Consider the following 19,182-nt stretch of genomic DNA (forward strand, 5'->3'; position numbering starts at 1 on the left):
TCTCCTTATTTCAGCTTCCTAGTTTTCTGCGAACTTCCTTGGTTGCTGCGACTAAAACTTTGAGAGCTGCAAGCGTTTCAGGCTCTTGGCGGGTTTTCAGCCCGCAGTCAGGATTGACCCAAAACTGTTTAGGAGATAGTTTATGAAGAGGCCTTTCGATATTAGCAATAACTTCTTCTTTAGTCGGTACACGCGGTGAGTGGATATCGTAAACACCTAAGCCTATGCCCAGTGGATAGACAGCTGTCTCAAAAGATTCGATAATGTCCCCATGACTGCGGCTAGTTTCAATAGAGATCACATCCGCATCAAGTGCCCGAATAGAATCAATGATTTCATCAAATTTAGAATAGCACATGTGCGTGTGGATCTGCGTTTCATCTTTAACGGAAGATGTAGCAATATGAAAGGCCCGAACGGCATCATCAAGATAGGCCTTTTGCTTAGCCTTGCGCAGTGGTAGCCCTTCACGAAGGGCAGCTTCGTCGACTTGGATGATAGCAATACCGGCATCTTCCAGAAGTTTGATTTCATCTTTGATGGCTAGACCAATTTGATCAAAGAGCTGTCTTCGCGGAATATCTGTGCGTTCAAAAGACCAGTTGGTAATTGTAATCGGCCCTGTCAACATGCCTTTGACCGGACGGTCAGTCAAACTCTGCGCGTAAACCGTTTCACGGACGGTCAAGGGTTTTATGTGCTGCACATCTCCGTAAATAATAGGCGGTTTCACAGCCCTAGAACCGTAAGACTGCACCCAGCCAAGCTTTGTCGTAGCAAAACCTGCCAGCTGCTGACCAAAAAATTCGACCATATCGACTCGCTCAAATTCACCATGCACTAAAACATCAAGGTCTAAATCCTCCTGAATCTTGATCCAGCGTTTAATCTCAGCATTTATAAAGCCTTGATAATCCTCATCGCTGATTCTGCCGCGTTTCCAAGCTAAACGCGTCCGTCTGATTTCCTGCGACTGCGGAAAAGAACCGATCGTTGTCGTTGGCAAAAGCGGTAAATGCAGTTTTTTCTGCTGCAGATCTCTTCTCTTTTCAAAACTGCTGGCACGCTTAGTCGCTGCTTGCTCTGCATTTTCCAATTCAACATTTCTGAAATCGGCAGCTTGAAGGGCTTCAAAATGAGCGATATGCTCTTTATAAGCAGGTGTTTCTCGGCCGTCCAGCTTTTCTGCCAAAAGTTTGACTTCCTGCAATTTTTCATCAGCAAAGGCCAGACCATTTCGTAAAACAGTTTCCAAACCCGTCTCATTTTTAGCAGTCACAGGCACATGCAAAAGTGAACAAGAAGGCTGTACGATCACCTCAGCAGTATTTTCCTTGATCGTCTTTAAGAGTTCAGCAGTCTTCACAAAATCAGAACTCCAGATATTACGGCCATCAATCACACCTGCAAAGATTTCCTTACCTTTAAAAAGTCCTGATGTCAAAGCTGCAAGATTTTCTTCAAGACCATGGACAAAATCAAGTCCAAAAGCTGCAACAGGGAGTTGAGATAGGCTTTCGGCATTGATCAAAGCTTCAAAGTAAGTTTGAAAGATAAACTTAGCTTGAGGAATTTCCTTAGCAAAATAACCATAAACGCCTTTTGCTGCTTCAAGATATTCAGACCCCTCATCAGTCACAAAGATAGGCTCGTCAATCTGAATATAGACTGCACCTGCGTCAACTAATTCCTTGAAGACTTGTTTGTAGAGCGGCAGGAGACTTTTTACAGCAGCAGTGAAGTCTTCAACCCCCGATGACAGGGCTACATAGGTAATAGGGCCTGTGATAACGGGCTTTGCTTTCTCTCCCACAATCTCTCTTGCTTCTAAATAAAGTTCCAAAAGCCGATTATTATTAAGTTTAGGACGTTGTTTTGTCCACTCTGGAACGATGTAGTGATAATTAGTATTAAACCATTTCTTCATGGCAGAAGCGACATTTTCTTTATTTCCCCGTGCAATAGAAAAGTATAAATCAATATCTACTTCTTCTTTAGAAAAGCGCTTAGGAATAATATTGAACTGCACAGACAAATCCAAAATCTGATCATAAAAGGAAAAATCACCAACCGGAATTAAATCTAATCCTGCATTTAGCTGTTTTTTCAAAAAATCTGTGCGCAATGCTTTAGCACCCTCAAATAGTTCTTGCTGAGTGATTTTTTTTGACCAGTAAGATTCAATCAGCTTTTTCCATTCACGATTTTCTCCTAAACGCGGATAGCCTAAACTAGAAATTTTTGTCATTTTACCCTCCCTATAGTTTTTAAGTTAATATAAAGAAATTCATTAATTTAAAACTATAATCTATTTTTTGTTTTATGATAAAAATCATACTAGATATCCCTTTTTAAATCAACAATCTATGGATTTTTATTTTTTATCCTCTCATATAGTCTACAACTATAGATATAGCAGCAGATATAGTTATTAGCTATATCAGACGCTTGAATTACCCACCAAAACTAGAGAAAATTAAAGCAGAAATGACAATAAAACGCAGATAATCTAAAGAGGAGGAGAAGACTCCATATTCTGTAAAATATACGTAATTCATTAGGGTTCTTCATCCTTCACAGCTTGGAGACTGGCGAATCCTAATGAAACTGCACAGAGTCAGTGTTGAAATGCTCTCACAGCGGATTTCAAACTAAGCTTAGGCATTAACGTCAAGACTTCGTCTGCTGATTTCTTATACGTAATCTTCAGAGATTGCCAAGGTTTGTGGGTAAGGATGCATCATATCATGGCAATTTATCTCATTTTCAGTCTATCTTTCTCCACGACTTAAGACGAAGAATCAGCAAGATTCTAGAAGGGTGCGTCCTCAGTAGTTGATTGGCTGTACTTATCGCTTCACGATAGCATCCACCCTAATCAACTGTGCGGGGGTGAGACGACGAAATCAAGATTTCTGTCTCACTCCCTAATTTTACAGAGTCGTAGGCGTGTTCAATTGGCAACGATGTATTGTTTTGATTTTCAAAGAGTATAGCATCTCAGTTAAGTACATAAGAAAAACACACCCAGACCATTGCTTCAAGAAGCATTTCAGTCACTAGTGTGTTTTAAACATTATATAGCTTTTTTATCTTGTCCTAAGGCCCTTTGAACAGCCTTGACTATTTCAACGAGGACGACAATGAGGAGACTGGCAACAATAACAGCTAACCATTGAGCCGTATCGAGGTGAGTAACGTGGAAGAGCTTGTTAAAACCAGGAATTACGATAGTCATCATGAGAATTAGAAAGGCCACTGGGATCGCCCAGTTAAAGGTTGGGTTACTAAATGGTCTAACCTTGAAAATCGATTGATAAACCGACTTAACATTAAAGGCATGGAGGAGTTGGATCAGACCTAGGGTTGCGAAGGTCATGGTCAAAGCATCCGCATGCATCATCTGACTATCGGTATGTTCTGGGAACATCAAGGCCCAGCCATAAATACCAATAACCAGAGCCGTTTGCAAGAGACCTTGATAGATAATTGCACCAAAGACACCCCCATCAAAGAAGTTAGACTTGCGACCACGTGGCTTGTGGCTCATGACACCAGGCTCTGCTGGTTCGACCCCTAAGGCGATAGCTGGTAGGGTGTCGGTTACCAGATTAATCCACAGAAGATGAACAGGTTGGAGGACATCCCAGCCAAAGAGGGTGGCAAAGAAGATAGTGAAGACTTCGGCCATATTGGCTGACAGCAGGTATTGGATAGATTTTTGGATGTTGGAGAAGACTTTACGTCCCTCTTCAACCGCAACGATAATGGTGGCAAAGTTATCGTCCGCCAGAACCATATCAGAAGCTCCCTTAGAAACTTCTGTACCAGTAATTCCCATACCAATACCGATGTCAGCGGTCTTGAGGGATGGTGCATCGTTGACCCCGTCACCAGTCATGGCAACGACCTTGCCTTCATTTTGCCAAGCCTTGACAATCCGCACCTTATGCTCTGGTGATACCCGCGCATAGACAGAGTATTTCCTAAAGACCTTTTGGAAATCATCGTCTGACAGTTCATTGAGCTCAGCACCTGTCAAGACATGACTTCGGCCGTCTTCTTCAATAATACCCAGACGTTTGGCAATAGCCTCGGCTGTATCTTGGTGGTCACCCGTAATCATAATTGGACGAATACCAGCTTCCTTGGCGACCGCAACTGCATGCGCGGCTTCTGGCCGCTCAGGGTCAATCATACCAACTAAGCCAGAGAAAATGAGGTCAGCTTCGACAATCTCAGATTCCAAGGTCGGAATGTCTGTCGTCCGCTTGTAGGCCATCATCAGCACCCGCAGGGCTTGCTTCGCCAAGTCCTTGTTGGTAGCTAGAATGGCTTTCTTGTCCACATCCGTAATCGGACGAATTTGCCCGTTTTCCTCAATCTGAGTTACCCGTTTGAGCAATTGGTCTGGGGCCCCCTTGACCGCAACAAAGTAGGAATTGTCCGCTTCCTTGTGGATAGTAGACATAAGCTTACGGTCCGAATCGAAGGGCAGCTCAGCCACACGAGGCTCGCTCTGCAGGACTTCACACACATCAAAATTGTGGTCAAAGCCAAATTGAACTAGAGCCGTTTCGGTTGGGTCCCCGATCAATTTTCCTTGGGGGTCAATCTTGGTATCATTGGCGAAGTTCATAATCCGCAGGGTATTGTTATCGGCCGCAATATCCGCTGCTGATGACTGGAGTTGACCGTTGGTATAAACTTTTTCAACGGTCATCTGATTCATGGTCAGGGTACCTGTCTTATCTGAGGCAATAATTTCAGTTGAACCCAGTGTTTCAACAGCTGGTAGTTTACGCACAATAGAATTACGTTTAGCCAAGGTCTTAGTTCCCATGGATAAGACGATGGTAACGATAGCGGGCAGTCCTTCTGGAATTGCTGCAACAGCCAAGGCCACAGCTACCATGAGTCCGTTCAAAGGTTCCTCACCGCGGATGAAAATACCAACTAAGAAGGTAATCAAGGCGATAACGACAATTAAGTAGGTTAAGGCCTTGGAAAGCTGAGTCAGACTCTGTTTGAGAGGAGTCTCAGTCTCATCAGCATTGGCCAGCATATTAGCAATCTTACCTACTTCGGTGTACATCCCCGTGTTGACCACAACACCAGAGCCACGTCCGTAGGTGACATTGGAATTTTGGTAGGCCATATTGAGGCGGTCACCAATTCCAGCATCTTCCGCTACATCAACATTCAGGTCCTTTTCAACTGGAACGGATTCCCCTGTCAGGGCTGCTTCTTCAATTTTGAGGGAGGCCGCTTCCAGCAGTCGCATATCAGCAGGGACCACATCACCAGCCTCTAGCAGAACCATGTCCCCTGGAACTAATTCCTTAGAATCAATCTCGGTCACATGGCCATCTCGACGGACTCGGGCCATGGGACTGGACATATCTTTGAGGGCTTCAATCGCTGCTTCTGCCTGCCCCTCCTGATAAACACCAAAAGCGGCATTGAGAATGACAACAGCCACGATGATCAAAGCATCAGTCAGGCCACCCATCCCTTCGGTAATCACCGACAAGGCAGCAGCAACCAAAAGGATAATAATCATCAAATCCTTAAACTGGTCAATAAACTTGGTAATAATGCCTCGTTTTTCACCTTCGTCCAATTCGTTCTTTCCGTAAGTCTCTAATCGACTTTGCGCCTGGCTAGTGCTCAGGCCCTCTTTTGTGCTGTCGACTTCCTTGAGAACTTCTTCTCCCGTTTGAACATGATAGGGAAGTCTTTCTTGTTCTTTGTGCATAATTTTCCTTTCTACATTACTGGTAAAAATATAGGGACAAGCTGGGCTCATCTCAAATTCATACTCTTCGAAAATTACAATTTTCCGTCGTTAACTCACCTTGCCGTACTCCAGTACTGTCTTCAGTTCGTTGCCTTGGCAAATTTCGATTTTCATTGAGTATCAGGCCAACTTTTCCAGTAAAAAAAGAGACCTGTTTTAAAAACAAGTCTCGCTGTTTAAGTCAGTGCCGGAAATTTCTTTCGTAATGACGACAGTGACACGATTGCAGGGCTTTCAATCGCTCCGCCAATCGTCTGCTACTCCCTTGATATAACAACTATTATAGCAAATTCCCTATTACTTCTCAACACCTTGACCAGACGTTGGATTGTAGACCGCTTCCGCTTCACGTTTTTCACCGAAAATATCTTCTACACGACAGCGAACGTATTTGACACAAAGTCTATTATAGTACGCATAAAGTAAGTGAAGGAGACCATCCTTAGTTTGATATAGAGTTCCCCGTTGTGCTAGTTAATCAGGCATAAGCCTTAGAATATTTCAAACTCAGCCCAAATTCATTTTGACTATTTTCCAGCATGAGTGAATAGATGAGTAAAATAGCTTCTACTCTAAACTGTAATGCCCGAAGGTTTCGACAGCGTAAATTCTCAATACCAAACTGTTCTAAGCTCGAAAAGACGGTTTCAATCGGTTGGCGCAATCGGCTAATTTTATAGTTCTCAAACCAAGAATAGTCCGCCAGATTTTTCCTGAGTTGAGAAATTAAGGTGATACCACAATTGGCCAACTCTTTCTTAACCTGCTTGTCAATATAGCCCTTGTCTCCATAAATCAGTGGAATAGAGCTGTGTTCCAGTAATTCAAAAGCCACTTGGCTATCGTAAACAGAGGCTGACGTTACTATATAATCCAAAGGAAAGCCCCTATCGCTGACTAAAACGGAGAACGTCACCCCGTAGTAGTGAATCTTCTTCGTGGCGTTGTATCCGATGTTAGCGACTTCTGATAAAAGGCTAGCTCTTAGATTACGGATGGGATGACATAAGGCACAGGGAAAACTGTCAATCAGGCCAAATGAAGAGGTCTCACAAAGGGAGGATACCATAAAGTAGCGCATGCGTTGGATGCTTTGGGAAAGGTTTTGACAAATCCGACAAAAGCGGGAACGTTCTGGAAAGTCATTAGGAAAAAGGCTATGACGAATGGCTCGATAAATTGCGCTGGCTGTTCGGCACCCCTCTTGAATGGCCCAGAGATAACTAGCTATAATAACGACATCTGGTTGCTTCTGTGAGTGAACGTTTCGCCGATGCCTCACGCAGTAGGGAACGAACCGGTCATAAAGTGTACTCACTTTTGTTAGCAAAACTGAAAAAATATCTTGTGTTTGATGTGGATTTGCGAGATAATAGTCTTGGCTTTGCCTATCATTCCCTCACTTCGTGGTTGTTCTGAGTTTATGATAGGCAAAGTTTTTTATTTTGGATAGTGTTAACTAGCACAACGGGTGGGAAAGTATTAAGCTCTGACTTAAGAAGAAAAATGTGAGGGAGAAGGTTGGTGAAGAATCACTAGTATTCAAGACGGCCATATTTTCCCAGGGGGGCAATGTTCAATTTCGCAGGAATCATAAAAGGTAGGGTTCACAACAACTCCTACCTTTATTTCAATTTTTACTTAAAGTGGGAAGAATAGCATAGCACCTGCTGTTAAAGCAAAGATACGAACAAAGTACATTGGAACTGAGAATTTCCAAAAGTCGGGTAACTTGTAACTACCCATACCGAGTATCATAGCAGGCATCCCATCTAGGGGCATATAGCCTCCGTTCCAACCAGAAATTACTACAGCAGCAGCTGCAGCTGCTGCCGTTGGGTTCCAACCCAAACTAACACAGGTCGAAATTGCAATTGGAGCAAAGACAAACACTGATCCCATATTTGAACCAGTAAAGGTAGCTGACATGCTGGTCAGAAAAACGAGTAGGAGAACCAATAAGAATGGGTTGATACTACCGCCAAGTGAGTGGGCAATAGAATCCCCTACCAATTTTGTAAAACCAGAATTGGATAAGGCATCCGCAACACCGATAACACCCGCCATCATGAGGATAACTGGAGCTCCCATATTATCCCTAACAGAGCGAAAATCAAGGACACCGACAAAGAGGATAACGGCTGCTGCCAGTCCAGGAACAACATAGGCAATATTGCCCAATTGATTCATCATCATCCCAACAACACTGACAATAAACATTAAAATAGTAACCTTCTCTTGGAAGGGGGACATCATTGTTACAGCTAACTCCTGCTCCTTTTTAATTTCTTCATCCGCATCGGAAGCCATTGGATGATCTGGTAGCAGGCGCCAAGCAACCAAGCTCCAAGCCAGAAAAGCAAGGGATAGGACAAGGTTAACCAGAGCGAACTGAATAATAGAAACATTATGCATATAGCCTGCCGAATGCAGGACTGTTACAGTTAAGCCATAGGTCAAAGCAACATTTACAGGAATCAAAGGGTGATTGGTTGCAAATCCAAGTTGCATCATCAACTTTGAAGTAGGCAGTTTCTTATTGTATGGAATCATCGAAACCAAGGATAAGATTAAGACATAATAACCTGTCGATCCCATTCCAGCAAGACTAGCTCCTAACATAACAACCAGCAGTAATAAGGCATAGCTACGATAGCCACCTTTATCAACCAAATTCAACATAATCTCTTGAACTCTTGCGATGAAACTAGTCTTCATCATTGCTGCCATGACCACCATAAATCCGGCAACCATAACAACGCTTGGATTGATAAATCCTGCGAAAGCTTCTTGGACAGTTGATAAACCCGTTACTACTAGGAGTAAACAGGCAAAAATTGGCGGAGCCCCAAAGGCAAACTTATCGGACATAATCATAACAATCATGAGCACAAGAATACCCAGAGCCAGACACATCTGTAAGGTCATAATAACACCTCTTCACTTTTTTATTTTCAAATTACTTTACAAATTTATTCTATCCAGTGAAAAGGTGGTTGTATAGGCTACAACCTTATTTTTTGTTTAAATAGTGAACGTCATTTTACGTTGTCCAACAAAATTATAAGATAGAGTTTTATCGTTTCAATTATGAACAGTTTATGTAAACATAAGTATTAGCCTAGCTACTTATAAAGTCCTTCATGAAAGCAAAAAATGAACAGGGTTAGTATCCTACCACTTAGAACTTACTCTGCTCATTTCTTTTGATTAATTTATCAGTTTGGATTGGCTAATTAGGTATCACTTGAATCAAAATCTCCTTTGTCATAAGCTCTCGGATAACCTACTCCCCCCAAATTATCCGCAAATCGTAGGAGGCTAAGGGTCTGGTGGCCTCGGGTTCAGTCAAAAGGTCATAGGTCAGGTGAAGTCTTGCTTCTTCACGATTTAGGTCAAAGGTCTTTGTTTTGGTCACTAAGCGCTGGGTCCCCATAGAGGTTGGAATGGCCGCAAGGTCCAGGTCATCCTTGACAAAGCGCATGACGGACTTGGGATTGGAAAAGCGGGTCATGACTAACTCCTCATGATTGAGCTTAATGACGACTTTTTCATCCTGGCTATTTTGGTGAATGAGATAGTCAAAGCCTCCTTTTTGTATCCACTGGCACTCATGAATTTCCTCAATCAACTCCGTCTGGTCTTCCATCTGAATGGTATTGTAAATTTTAATCTGCACTTTTTTCTTACCTCACACATTGTCATCTTATACTCTTCAAAAATCAAAACTATCTCACGGATAAAGTCACTCTATAGTTTTTCATTAGAGTGACTACGAAAACTACGATTATAGTTTTCTATATCCCTGACTAATTTCATAAAAACTGTAATAGTGACAGTTTTTACTCCATGTCGCATCCTTAACTCACTTTGCCGTACTTACTGAGGAATGCGAAGATTTCTCTATTTCCAACCTCAAAAGGTCTCCCAGACCCTTTGAGCTACCTGCAGTTCGTGCGACGCCTCACACCTTTTCATTTTAAGGTGTCGGCTAGATTGATTTTTATTGAGTATTATTTAATATTCTCAACTCTTATAAATCAGAGGTTGGGACAGACACTCATGATGGCTTTACCCTCACCCACAAAAACGTGTAATCTTGGAAGATTACGTATAAAAAGGTCCTAGCCTCGTTATTTTTTCAAGATTAGACACATTGACGCAGTGGTTGATTGGAGGTACTTATCCCTTGCTAGGCAAGTGATAGCGGCCATCCTAATCAACTGTGCGGAGGCGAGACGACAAAATCGATTTCTGGGAAATCGCGATTTTTGTTCCGCTCTCTTATCAATCGGTTTAAGTCTGTCTTTTGGCCTTATTATTCTACCAATTTCAGCAGTTCTTGGCAATTTTTGCTATACTAAAATCATGAATGAAAAGATTTTTCGTGACCCCGTTCACAACTATATATCGGTGACAGAATCCCTGATTTATGACTTGATAAATACCAGCGAATTTCAACGTCTGCGGCGGATTAAACAGTTGGCGACTACCAGCTATACCTTTCATGGAGCTGAGCACAGCCGTTTTTCTCACTGCCTTGGAGTCTATCATTTGGCCAACCAAGTGGTTGCATCTTTTGAAAAGCACTATCCTAAGGACTGGAATAGTGAAGATAGCCTCTTAACCATGGCTGCTGGTCTTCTTCATGACCTAGGCCACGGGGCTTATTCTCATACCTTTGAGCGACTTTTTGGAACAGACCATGAGGCCGTCACCCAGGAAATTATCACCAATCCAGCGACAGAAGTTAATGCTGTCCTGCGACGGGTCTCACCTGACTTTCCTGACAAGGTAGCCAGCGTCATCAATCATACCTATCCCAATAAACAGGTTGAACAGCTGATTTCCAGCCAAATTGATTGTGACCGCATGGACTATCTTCTGAGGGACGCCTACTATACTGGCGCCAGCTATGGTCGCTTTGATTTGACAAGGATTCTCAGCGTCATTCGTCCCCATGGTAATGGCATTGCCTTTACCATCAATGGAACCCATGCGATTGAGGACTACCTAGTCAGTCGCTACCAAATGTATATGCAGGTTTACTTCCACCCCGCTAGTCGTGCAATGGAAGTTCTCCTGCAAAACCTGCTAAAGCGAGCCAAGCTACTCTACCCTAGTCAGAAGACCTATTTTGAAAGAACCGCTCCTTGTCTAGTCCCCTTCTTTGAAAAGTACTATAATTTACAGGACTATCTGCGCTTGGACGATGGGGTCATGAATACCTATTTCCAAAGCTGGATGACTGCTGACGATGCTATCCTGGCTGATTTGGCTAATCGTTTTATTAACCGTAGAGTCTTCAAATCGGTTATTTTAACCGAGCAAAGCCAAACCCCACTCAAAGAGCTGAAAAAACAAGTTGCAGCTATTGGCTACGACCCTGACTACTATACGGCTGAACACAAAAATTTTGACCTGCCCTACGATATCTATCGACCGGAAAAGGAAAATCCCCGCACCCAGATTGAGTTGCTGCAAAAGGATGGTAGCCTCAAGGAGCTGAGCCAGGAATCTGATTTAGTTAAGGCCCTGACAGGAACGGTTCATGGCGACAAACGCTTCTACTTTCCAGCAGAAATGTTGCTAACGGATGACCTATTTTCTGGGGAAAAAGAGGACTTCCTCAGTCATATCAAAAATGATGTCCTGCTTTAACGGATCTAACCAACTGCAAACTAATACTCTTCAAAAATCACAACTATCCCACGGATAAAGTCACTCTATGATTTCTCATTCGAGTGACTACGAAAACTACGATTGTAGTTTTCTATATCCCTGGCTAACTCTGTATAAACTGTGGCAACGACAGTTTGTACCTCGTGTCGCGTCGTTAACTCACTTTGCCGTACTTACTGAGGAAAGCGTTGCTTTCCCTATTTCCAATCTCAAAAGGTCTCCCAGACCTTTTGAGCTACCTGCAGTTCGTGCGATGCAGAGCAAAGTTGGTCGATTTCACCAACTTTGTGAGGGTAGTAAGGGAGCTAGGCAATCGTTATGGAGATTGCCGTTCGACATCAGTCACTTTAGTAACTTGATGTCATTGCTCCTTGCCTTGGCTATTTTCGATTTTTATTGAGTATAAGCCGTGGCTGGTTCTTAATCTAATAAGGAAGATTGTCTTCACCCAAAAGTACCATTGAGACAGACAGTTACGATAGCAGCCTTATTTTTAAGCCTTCAATACCTCCTATTGAAGATTCCGCTCTTTTTACCTGATGCCCTAGTTCTTTATGTCCTTCTTGCACCGTTAGTGACTGGAAGGACTCTTATCCCAGCTGACAAATAGCCTGATTTTTAGTAAAATAGTAGGGATGTATCAGCCCTCAAGTCCTAGCTTCTGAGTGCTTGGGCTTTTACTTTATTTATGCTCTTCGAAAATCAAAATTTTCCCACGGATAAAGTCACTCTATGATTTTTCATTCGAGTGACTACGAAAACTACGACTGTAGTTTTCTATATCCCTGACTAATTTCATAAAAACTGTAATAGTGACAGTTTTTACTCCATGTCGCATCGTTAACTCACCTTGCCGTACTTACTGAGGAAAGCAAAGTTTTCCCTATTTCCAACCTCAAAAGGTCTCCCAGACCTTTTGAGCCACCTGCAGTTCGTGCGATGCAGAGCAAAGTTGGTCGATTTCACCAACTTTGTGAAGTTAGTAAGGGAGCTAGGCAATCGCTATGGAGATTGCCGTAAGCTATCAAGCCACTAAAGTGGCTGATAGCTTTGCTCCTTACCTCGGCTACTTTCGATTTTCATTGAGTATTACCTATTAAATTGGAGAAAATAACCATGTCAATCAAACTTGTTGCCATTGATATTGACGGCACCCTAGTCAACAATGAGCGAAAAATCACCCCAGAGGTCTACCAGGCCATCCAAGAGGCCAAGGCTGCTGGTGTGAAGATTGTTATTACAACCGGTCGCCCCATTGCTGGGGTCCAAGACCTCTTAGCAGAGCTTAAATTGAATGAACCTGACAACTATGTCATTACCTTTAACGGAGCCCTGGTTCAAGAGACAGCTAGTGGCCAAGAAGTCATTAAGGATGCTCTGACCTATGAGGACTATCTGGATATTGAGCTGCTAGCCACCAAGTTAGGGGTCCATTCCCATGCTGTCACCAAAGATGGCATTTACACCAGCAACCGCAACATTGGTCACTACACGGTTCATGAAGCCACCCTTGTTAGTATGCCGATTTTCTATCGGACGCCAGAAGAAAATCGCCAGCGGGAATTTGTCAAGACCATGTATATTGATGAGCCGACTATCCTTGATGCAGCCATTGCTAAAATTCCCAAGGAATACTATGAACGCTTCACTATTGTTAAATCAGCTCCCTTCTATCTTGAATTGCTCAATAAGACTTCAAATAAGGGAACTGCTGTCCTCCATTTGGCAGAAAAATTGGGAATTTCAGTTGAGGAAACCATGGCCATCGGTGACGAAGAAAATGACCGAGCCATGTTGGAGGTTGTCGGCCATCCCGTTGTTATGGAAAATGGCAATCCCCAACTGAAAAAAATCGCTCGCCATATCACCAAGTCCAATGAAGAGTCCGGTGTTGCTTACGCCATTAGAAAGTGGGTTTTAGATTAATGTATACGTATAAAGTCGGAATTTCCGCTCAACAACACGAAGATTTTGTTAAATCCAGTGGCCAAACTAACGTCCTTCAAAGTGCTGACTGGGCCAAGGTCAAGGATAACTGGGACAATGAACGCCTCGGTTTCTTTGAAGATAGGGACATGATTGCTTCTGCTTCCATCTTGATTAAACGTCTGCCACTGGGAATGACCATACTCTATATCCCTCGCGGACCAATTATGGACTATCAAGATCAAAAAATTGTTGACTTTGTCATTAAGTCCCTTAAGAAATATGCGCGCTCCAAGCACGCCCTCTTCATCAAATTTGACCCTCAACTGCTACTTAAGGCCTATAAGATTGGTGAGGAAGTTGAGGAAGAGCCCAAGACTCTAGTTGCCCTAGATAACCTGCAAAAGGCTGGGGTTGAGTGGTCTGGTCGAACTATGGCAATTGCTGATAGTATCCAACCGCGCTTCCAAGCGAATGTCTACACCCAAGAGGACATAAAGTCAACCTTCCCTAAACATACCAAGCGCCTAATGAAGGATGCTCAAAAGCGGGGAGTGATTACCAGCCGTGGAACCATTGATGATGTCCAAGCCTTTGCGGATGTGGTTGCCCTGACTGAAAACCGTAAAGGGGTAGCCCTGCGTAACTATGATTACTTCAAGAAGATGATGACCATCTATGGCGACAATGCCTATCTGCACCTGGCTAAAGTCAACCTGCCTAAGCGTTTGGCTGAATACAAGGAGCAACTGGCTCAGATTGAAAAGGATTTATCAGAAACAGCTGAAAATCAAAAGAAACGCCTAACCAAGCTGACTCAACAAAAAAACTCTGTCCAAAAATACATCAGCGAATTTGAAGAATTTGTCGATAAATACGACGATGAATTGATTATTGCGGGTATCCTGTCAGTCCGTTTCAGTAATGTCATGGAAATGCTTTACGCGGGCATGAATGATGAGTTCAAGAAATTCTACCCTCAGTACTCTCTCTATCCCAAGGTCTTCGAAGATGCCTATGCTGACGGTATCAAATGGGCCAATATGGGCGGTGTCGAAGGAAGTCTAGATGATGGCTTGACCAAATTCAAGTCCAACTTCAATCCGACCATCGAGGAGTTCATTGGAGAATTCACCATTCCAACCAGCCTCCTCTACAAACCAGCTATGTACGCTTACAATAAACGTAAACAAGCAAGGAGTAACCACGAATGAGCTTTGAAATCTTAAGCAAGGAAGCCTTTGAGACCTTCAGTCAAAGGGTTGCCTACAAGTCCTTTATGCAATCAAGTCAGATGGCTGAGCTCTTTAAGAAACGTGGCTATAGCATTGCCTATGTTGGCCTCAAAGCCGATGGAGCTTTGCAGGTGGCTGCCTTAGTTTATTCTATGCCCATGACGGGTGGCCTCCACATGGAAATCAACTCTGGCCCCTTCTCCACAGACCACAAATACCTGAGTGACTTCTATCAAGGCCTCAAGGACTATGCTAAGAGTGAGGGCGCTCTAGAATTATTGGTTAAACCCTATGACACCTATCAAACTTTCGATAGCGATGGCAAGCCCATTGATGATGAACGTCCAGAGCTGATTAAAACCTTAACTGACCTAGATTTCAGCCACGATGGCCTGCAAACCGGTTATCCTGGTGGCGAGCCTGATTGGCATTATGTCAAGGATATGCGGGAAATTACTGCTGATAACCTCATGAAATCCTTTAGCAAAAAGGGACGGCCCCTGGTTAAAAAATCCAAGACCTTTGGAACCAAGCTGAAGAAACTAAGTCGTGAAGAGCTCCCTATTTTTAAGGACATCACCTCTGCTACTTCTGATCGTCGGGATTACACCGATAAGGATTTAGACTACTATCAAGACTTCTTTGACAGCTGGGGAGACCAGGCTGAGTTCATGGTTGCTAGCCTTAATTTTCAGGATTATGCCGACCATCTCAAGGAAGGACAGGCCAAGCTTGGAGCCAAGCTGGATAAGCTAGCCCAGACCCATGCCAATAATCTGGAATCACCTAAGTACCAACGTCAGAAAAAAGAGTTAGACCAGCAAATGAGCACCTTTGATAAACGTTTAGAGGAGGCTCAAGAATTGCTTGACCAGCATGGCAGTCAAGATGTGGTCCTAGCTGGAAGCCTCTTTGTCTATACCAAGCAGGAAGCCATCTACCTCTTTTCAGGCTCCTATACCGAATTCAATAAATTCTATGCCCCTGCCCTCCTGCAGGAGCATGTCATGCTGGAAGCCATCAAGCGTGGCATCCCCAGCTATAACTTTTTAGGAATCGAAGGTATCTTCGATGGCTCTGACGGCGTTCTACGTTTCAAACAAAACTTCAACGGTTACATCACCCGTAAGATGGGAACCTTTCGCTACTACCCAAGTCCCCTCAAATTCAAAGCCCTCAAGACCATCAAGAAGGTCTTGGGCCGCCAATAAAACGAGAAAGACTGAGAGTTCCAGACTCCCAGTCTTTTTTAGTTCAAAAATTTTTGACAAGAGCATCAAATCCCTTGATTAAAAAATCGAAATTTTCTTAGAAAATTCATCTCATGACAAATTTAGGCCGTTTCACGACATAGATGAATTTTCACCCTTTTTCTGTGATATTATACAAGTGTCTGGTGCATAAGACAAAAAAATATCTATCAAAGCTTTTTCAATTATACCTTATTGAGTCGCGACATTTTGGTGTTACAGAAGCTCAAAACACAGAAATAGGAGGTCTGTTATGAATAAAGATGTTCTTAGTAACTTTGAAACTTTGGATAATACTCAACTGGTTAAAATAAAGGGTGGAGGAGATGAGGGATATAACTTCTGGTATGGTATTGGAAAATGGGCTCGACAACAATATCGTGGCTTTTGTAATTGGTCTAACTGGTGTAAAGGGTAAAAGAAAGGAGTAATACTATGAAAAACTATCAAAATATGACTGCTGTAGAACTGTCTCAATCGTTGGTGGTGGTGGAGGCTTAATTCCTACACTTCCAACCTATAATCAACTTTTAAGATCCTTTTGTGGATTGGCTGATGGTTGGAATGGTAAACGCCGTCGTGGTCACTGCTAAAAGTGCATTGGTACTAATATAAATCTTTTGAAGCCCTAGCTTACTAACAGATTAGGCTAGGGCTTCTTATTTTTTATCTTCTTTAATTTAACAGTTCTGCCTCCATTCCATTAGAAAAGCAATAAATATGAAAATCATCAGATCTGTCTCTTTAGTAATTATTACCTTTATTTTATCTATCCTCATCCAACTTCCGACTTATATTGTCATTCAGAAAATGAATCAGGCTGGGCTTGATATGAAGGAAGTTTTTATAGCATTAATCGTCGCTTGTACCATTTTCTTACTTCTCTTTTTGCTTAGACAGAAAATCCTAAGAAAGAAACATTTGCCGAGAAAACCAATGGCTATTTGGAAGATTATACTTGGGGTCATATCCATATTTACTCTTGAATTGTTAGCCAATAGTATTCTAATCAAATTAGGACTATATACTGAATCGGGTAATAATCAAGCTATTATAAAATATCTATTCTCTACCCGTGGTGCTAGTTAAAAAGTTACGAAAAAAGCCCAATTGGACTATACTGTAAGTGCAAAAATCAAACAGGAGGTTGTCCAAATGAGCCACTTACAGTATACCGCTAATTGTCATCACTTACAATATAAGGTGAAGCAATTGTCCAAAATTTGTCATTGGTTCTATCAAAACTATTGTCCAGAAGCTATTAAGCACCGACATAATGTCAAATTAGCTCATGTCTCCGATGAGTCCCTCTTAACCTTACTTGTCCTACAAGCAGAACTGGGAATTAAGTCACAACATCACTTTTACCAGATGTGTCATCTATTTTGCTTGGAAAAGAGACTCAAAAGAAGTCGCTTCAATCGTCGATCCCAAAATCTGATTTGGCTCATTCAGTTGATTCGACAAGGCCTGAACCAACAAATACCAGCAGATTCCATTGTCATTATTGATAGCTTTCCCTTGCCTCTTTGTCAACCCGTTCGCAATCATAGGGTCAAAATCCTCCTCAATGGGTTAGCGGATATTGGCTACAATGCTTCCAAGCAGATGTGGTTTTATGGCTTTAAAGTTCACATGTTAGTGACTTTATCGGGCTATATTTTGAACTATGTTGTCACGCCAGCCTCTGTTCATGATATCAGAGCTGTTGATGAATTACTTGAAAACTGTAGGCAACCGTTTATTCTAGGAGATTTAGGTTACCTTAGTCAGTCCCTTAAAGAGGAACTAAACAAGAGGGGCTATCACTTATGGACACCTTGGCGACAAAATATGCAGGGTTCAACTGAACACAACAACTGGAAGTTACTAGCCATGCGTAGAACCATTGAGACACGCTTTTCCGAGCTCTGTAGTTTGTTTGGAATCGAGCATACATGAGCCAGAGGTCTAGCTGGGATTCAGCTAATGCTAGAACAAATTATACTAACCTATAATCTGAGCTATTTTATTGTGAACTAGCACCACGGGTTATTCTCTGATAAATTTTACTTCATGCTGTTTGCTACAAATCTAATGGCTCCTATTTTAGAAGAGCTACTTTTTCGAAGTTTTTTACAAGAAATTTTGCTACAGCTATTTCCCAAATCTGAGATCATTGTCGTTCTTTTAGTCGCTTTTTACTTTGCTTTCCTACACACCTATTCATTCAATTTTAATCTCTTTGGTTATCTAATAAGTGGTTTATATTTTACTTTGATTTATTGGAAAACTAGAACGATAAAATACAGTATTATAGCTCACATCGGCTTCAATAGTCTAATTACAGTAGTTGCACTGATTTTCCATTAGTAATCTTATAGATTTTTATGAGTCTAAAATTCCATAAAAATAGGTCAGAAGTACAAATAACTTCTAACCTATTTTTTTATTTAACTATTTTTGCTTATTGATTATTTTACAAAGTCCAAAAGTGCCAAGAAGCTGTCTGCTTGCAGTGAAGCACCGCCCACGAGAGCCCCGTCAACGTTTTCTTTAGCCATATATTCGGCAACATTTTCAGGTTTTACAGAACCGCCGTATTGGATACGAACAGCTTCAGAGACTTCCTTACCGTAAAGTTTTTCAACAGTTGAACGAACAACGCCACAAATTTCATCAGCAATATTCGCGTCAGCTGATTTACCAGTCCCGATAGCCCAGATTGGTTCGTAAGCGATAACCAAGTGAGATACTTGTTCTGCACTCAAGCCTTTAAGGTCGGCAGTAATTTGCCCCTCAATCCATTCTGCTGTCTTGCCAGCTTCATAAGTTTCAAGAGATTCACCACAGCAAAGGATTGGAGTCATGCCATGTTTAAAGATAGCATGAGCCTTTTTATTGATTTCTTCGTCAGTTTCATGGAAGTAATCACGGCGTTCTGAGTGACCGATAATAACATATTCTACACCAAGTGCTGCGATAGTTGCAGGGCTGTTTTCACCAGTAAAAGCACCAAAATCTTCGAAGTAACAGTTTTGGGCTGCAACTTGCAATTCGGTATCTTTCACACCTTTTTTCATTCCTTCAAGGAAGATAGCTGGTGCACCGATAACAGTGTCAACAAGTTCATTTGATGGGATATTATTTTTAACCGCATCAATAAATTCGCGAGCTTCTGCTGCAGTCTTGTTCATCTTCCAGTTACCGGCAATAATTGGTTTACGTGACATTTCACATACCTCTTCTTTTAATTTTTTTTACCCCTTTATTCTACCATAAATCATAGGGCATTTAAAGATTTACTCAG

Annotated in this window: 11 protein-coding genes and 4 pseudogenes; 8 read left to right on the forward strand and 7 right to left on the reverse strand. The window is 42.2% G+C overall.

Annotation, left to right across the window (positions count from 1 at the left end; all coding sequences use genetic code 11):
- Window positions 1–10: 10 nt before the first annotated feature.
- The 6 genes and pseudogenes from metE to DYE66_RS09010 form a co-directional block, all read right to left on the reverse strand.
- Window positions 11–2,248, reverse strand: a complete 2,238-nt coding sequence (metE, locus tag DYE66_RS08985) for a 5-methyltetrahydropteroyltriglutamate--homocysteine S-methyltransferase (protein ID WP_115325131.1) — start codon at window positions 2,246–2,248, stop codon at window positions 11–13.
- Window positions 2,249–3,076: 828 nt separating this feature from the next.
- A complete protein-coding gene (locus DYE66_RS08990; RefSeq protein ID WP_002997287.1) occupies window positions 3,077–5,758 on the reverse strand; it encodes a cation-translocating P-type ATPase in 2,682 nt (893 codons plus the stop codon).
- A 339-nt stretch (window positions 5,759–6,097) separates the two neighbouring features.
- Window positions 6,098–6,259: pseudogene (locus DYE66_RS08995) on the reverse strand (sialidase family protein); the annotation flags it as partial.
- A gap of 19 nt (window positions 6,260–6,278) precedes the next feature.
- On the reverse strand, window positions 6,279–7,142 hold the full coding sequence (locus DYE66_RS09000) for an IS982 family transposase (protein ID WP_115325132.1): 864 nt from the start codon (window positions 7,140–7,142) through the stop codon (window positions 6,279–6,281).
- Between the two features lie 299 nt (window positions 7,143–7,441).
- A complete protein-coding gene (locus DYE66_RS09005) occupies window positions 7,442–8,728 on the reverse strand; it encodes an SLC13 family permease (protein ID WP_044123718.1) in 1,287 nt (428 codons plus the stop codon).
- A gap of 358 nt (window positions 8,729–9,086) precedes the next feature.
- Window positions 9,087–9,479 (reverse strand): YwiB family protein, encoded by a 393-nt coding sequence (locus DYE66_RS09010; RefSeq protein WP_002996796.1) that lies wholly within the window; start codon window positions 9,477–9,479, stop codon window positions 9,087–9,089.
- 689 nt (window positions 9,480–10,168) lie between these two features.
- On the opposite strand from DYE66_RS09010, the gene DYE66_RS09015 reads away from it, so the two are divergent.
- The 8 genes and pseudogenes from DYE66_RS09015 to DYE66_RS09050 form a co-directional block, all read left to right on the forward strand.
- Window positions 10,169–11,461: an HD domain-containing protein gene (locus DYE66_RS09015; protein WP_002996897.1), complete on the forward strand. Its 1,293-nt coding sequence runs from the start codon at window positions 10,169–10,171 to the stop codon at window positions 11,459–11,461.
- A 1,137-nt stretch (window positions 11,462–12,598) separates the two neighbouring features.
- Window positions 12,599–13,408 (forward strand): sugar-phosphatase, encoded by an 810-nt coding sequence (gene yidA / locus DYE66_RS09020; protein WP_002997448.1) that lies wholly within the window; start codon window positions 12,599–12,601, stop codon window positions 13,406–13,408.
- The gene (locus DYE66_RS09025) at window positions 13,408–14,622 is read left to right on the forward strand and encodes an aminoacyltransferase (protein ID WP_002997204.1); all 1,215 of its coding nucleotides are present in this window, start codon (window positions 13,408–13,410) and stop codon (window positions 14,620–14,622) included. The genes yidA and DYE66_RS09025 overlap by 1 nt, the downstream gene beginning before the upstream one ends.
- Window positions 14,619–15,854, forward strand: a complete 1,236-nt coding sequence (locus DYE66_RS09030; RefSeq protein WP_002996885.1) for an aminoacyltransferase — start codon at window positions 14,619–14,621, stop codon at window positions 15,852–15,854. The genes DYE66_RS09025 and DYE66_RS09030 overlap by 4 nt, the downstream gene beginning before the upstream one ends.
- Window positions 15,855–16,146: 292 nt before the next feature.
- On the forward strand, window positions 16,147–16,311 hold the full coding sequence (locus tag DYE66_RS09035; protein WP_019768808.1) for a ComC/BlpC family leader-containing pheromone/bacteriocin: 165 nt from the start codon (window positions 16,147–16,149) through the stop codon (window positions 16,309–16,311).
- 302 nt (window positions 16,312–16,613) lie between these two features.
- A pseudogene (locus DYE66_RS09040) lies at window positions 16,614–16,970 on the forward strand (CPBP family intramembrane glutamic endopeptidase); the annotation flags it as partial.
- A gap of 78 nt (window positions 16,971–17,048) precedes the next feature.
- Window positions 17,049–17,915, forward strand: a pseudogene (locus DYE66_RS09045) (IS982 family transposase).
- Window positions 17,916–17,924: 9 nt separating this feature from the next.
- Window positions 17,925–18,245, forward strand: a pseudogene (locus DYE66_RS09050) (CPBP family intramembrane glutamic endopeptidase); the annotation flags it as partial.
- Between the two features lie 101 nt (window positions 18,246–18,346).
- Here DYE66_RS09050 and tpiA read toward each other — a convergent pair.
- Window positions 18,347–19,105 carry a triose-phosphate isomerase gene (gene tpiA / locus DYE66_RS09055; RefSeq protein WP_002997154.1) on the reverse strand — a complete coding sequence of 253 codons (759 nt, stop codon included), beginning with the start codon at window positions 19,103–19,105 and terminating at the stop codon, window positions 18,347–18,349.
- Window positions 19,106–19,182 lie beyond the last annotated feature (77 nt).

The organism is Streptococcus downei MFe28, assembly GCF_900459175.1.
In the GTDB taxonomy this organism is placed as follows: domain Bacteria; phylum Bacillota; class Bacilli; order Lactobacillales; family Streptococcaceae; genus Streptococcus; species Streptococcus downei.

Bases quoted from the DNA above. Each gene is read 5' to 3' on its own strand.
- metE (WP_115325131.1), bottom strand. From the start codon at position 2,248: ATGACAAAAATTTCTAGTTTAGGCTATCCGCGTTTAGGAGAAAATCGT.
- DYE66_RS08990 (WP_002997287.1), bottom strand. From the start codon at position 5,758: ATGCACAAAGAACAAGAAAGACTTCCCTATCATGTTCAAACGGGAGAA.
- DYE66_RS09005 (WP_044123718.1), bottom strand. From the start codon at position 8,728: ATGACCTTACAGATGTGTCTGGCTCTGGGTATTCTTGTGCTCATGATT.
- DYE66_RS09015 (WP_002996897.1), top strand. From the start codon at position 10,169: ATGAATGAAAAGATTTTTCGTGACCCCGTTCACAACTATATATCGGTG.
- yidA (WP_002997448.1), top strand. From the start codon at position 12,599: ATGTCAATCAAACTTGTTGCCATTGATATTGACGGCACCCTAGTCAAC.
- DYE66_RS09025 (WP_002997204.1), top strand. From the start codon at position 13,408: ATGTATACGTATAAAGTCGGAATTTCCGCTCAACAACACGAAGATTTT.
- DYE66_RS09030 (WP_002996885.1), top strand. From the start codon at position 14,619: ATGAGCTTTGAAATCTTAAGCAAGGAAGCCTTTGAGACCTTCAGTCAA.
- DYE66_RS09035 (WP_019768808.1), top strand. From the start codon at position 16,147: ATGAATAAAGATGTTCTTAGTAACTTTGAAACTTTGGATAATACTCAA.
- tpiA (WP_002997154.1), bottom strand. From the start codon at position 19,105: ATGTCACGTAAACCAATTATTGCCGGTAACTGGAAGATGAACAAGACT.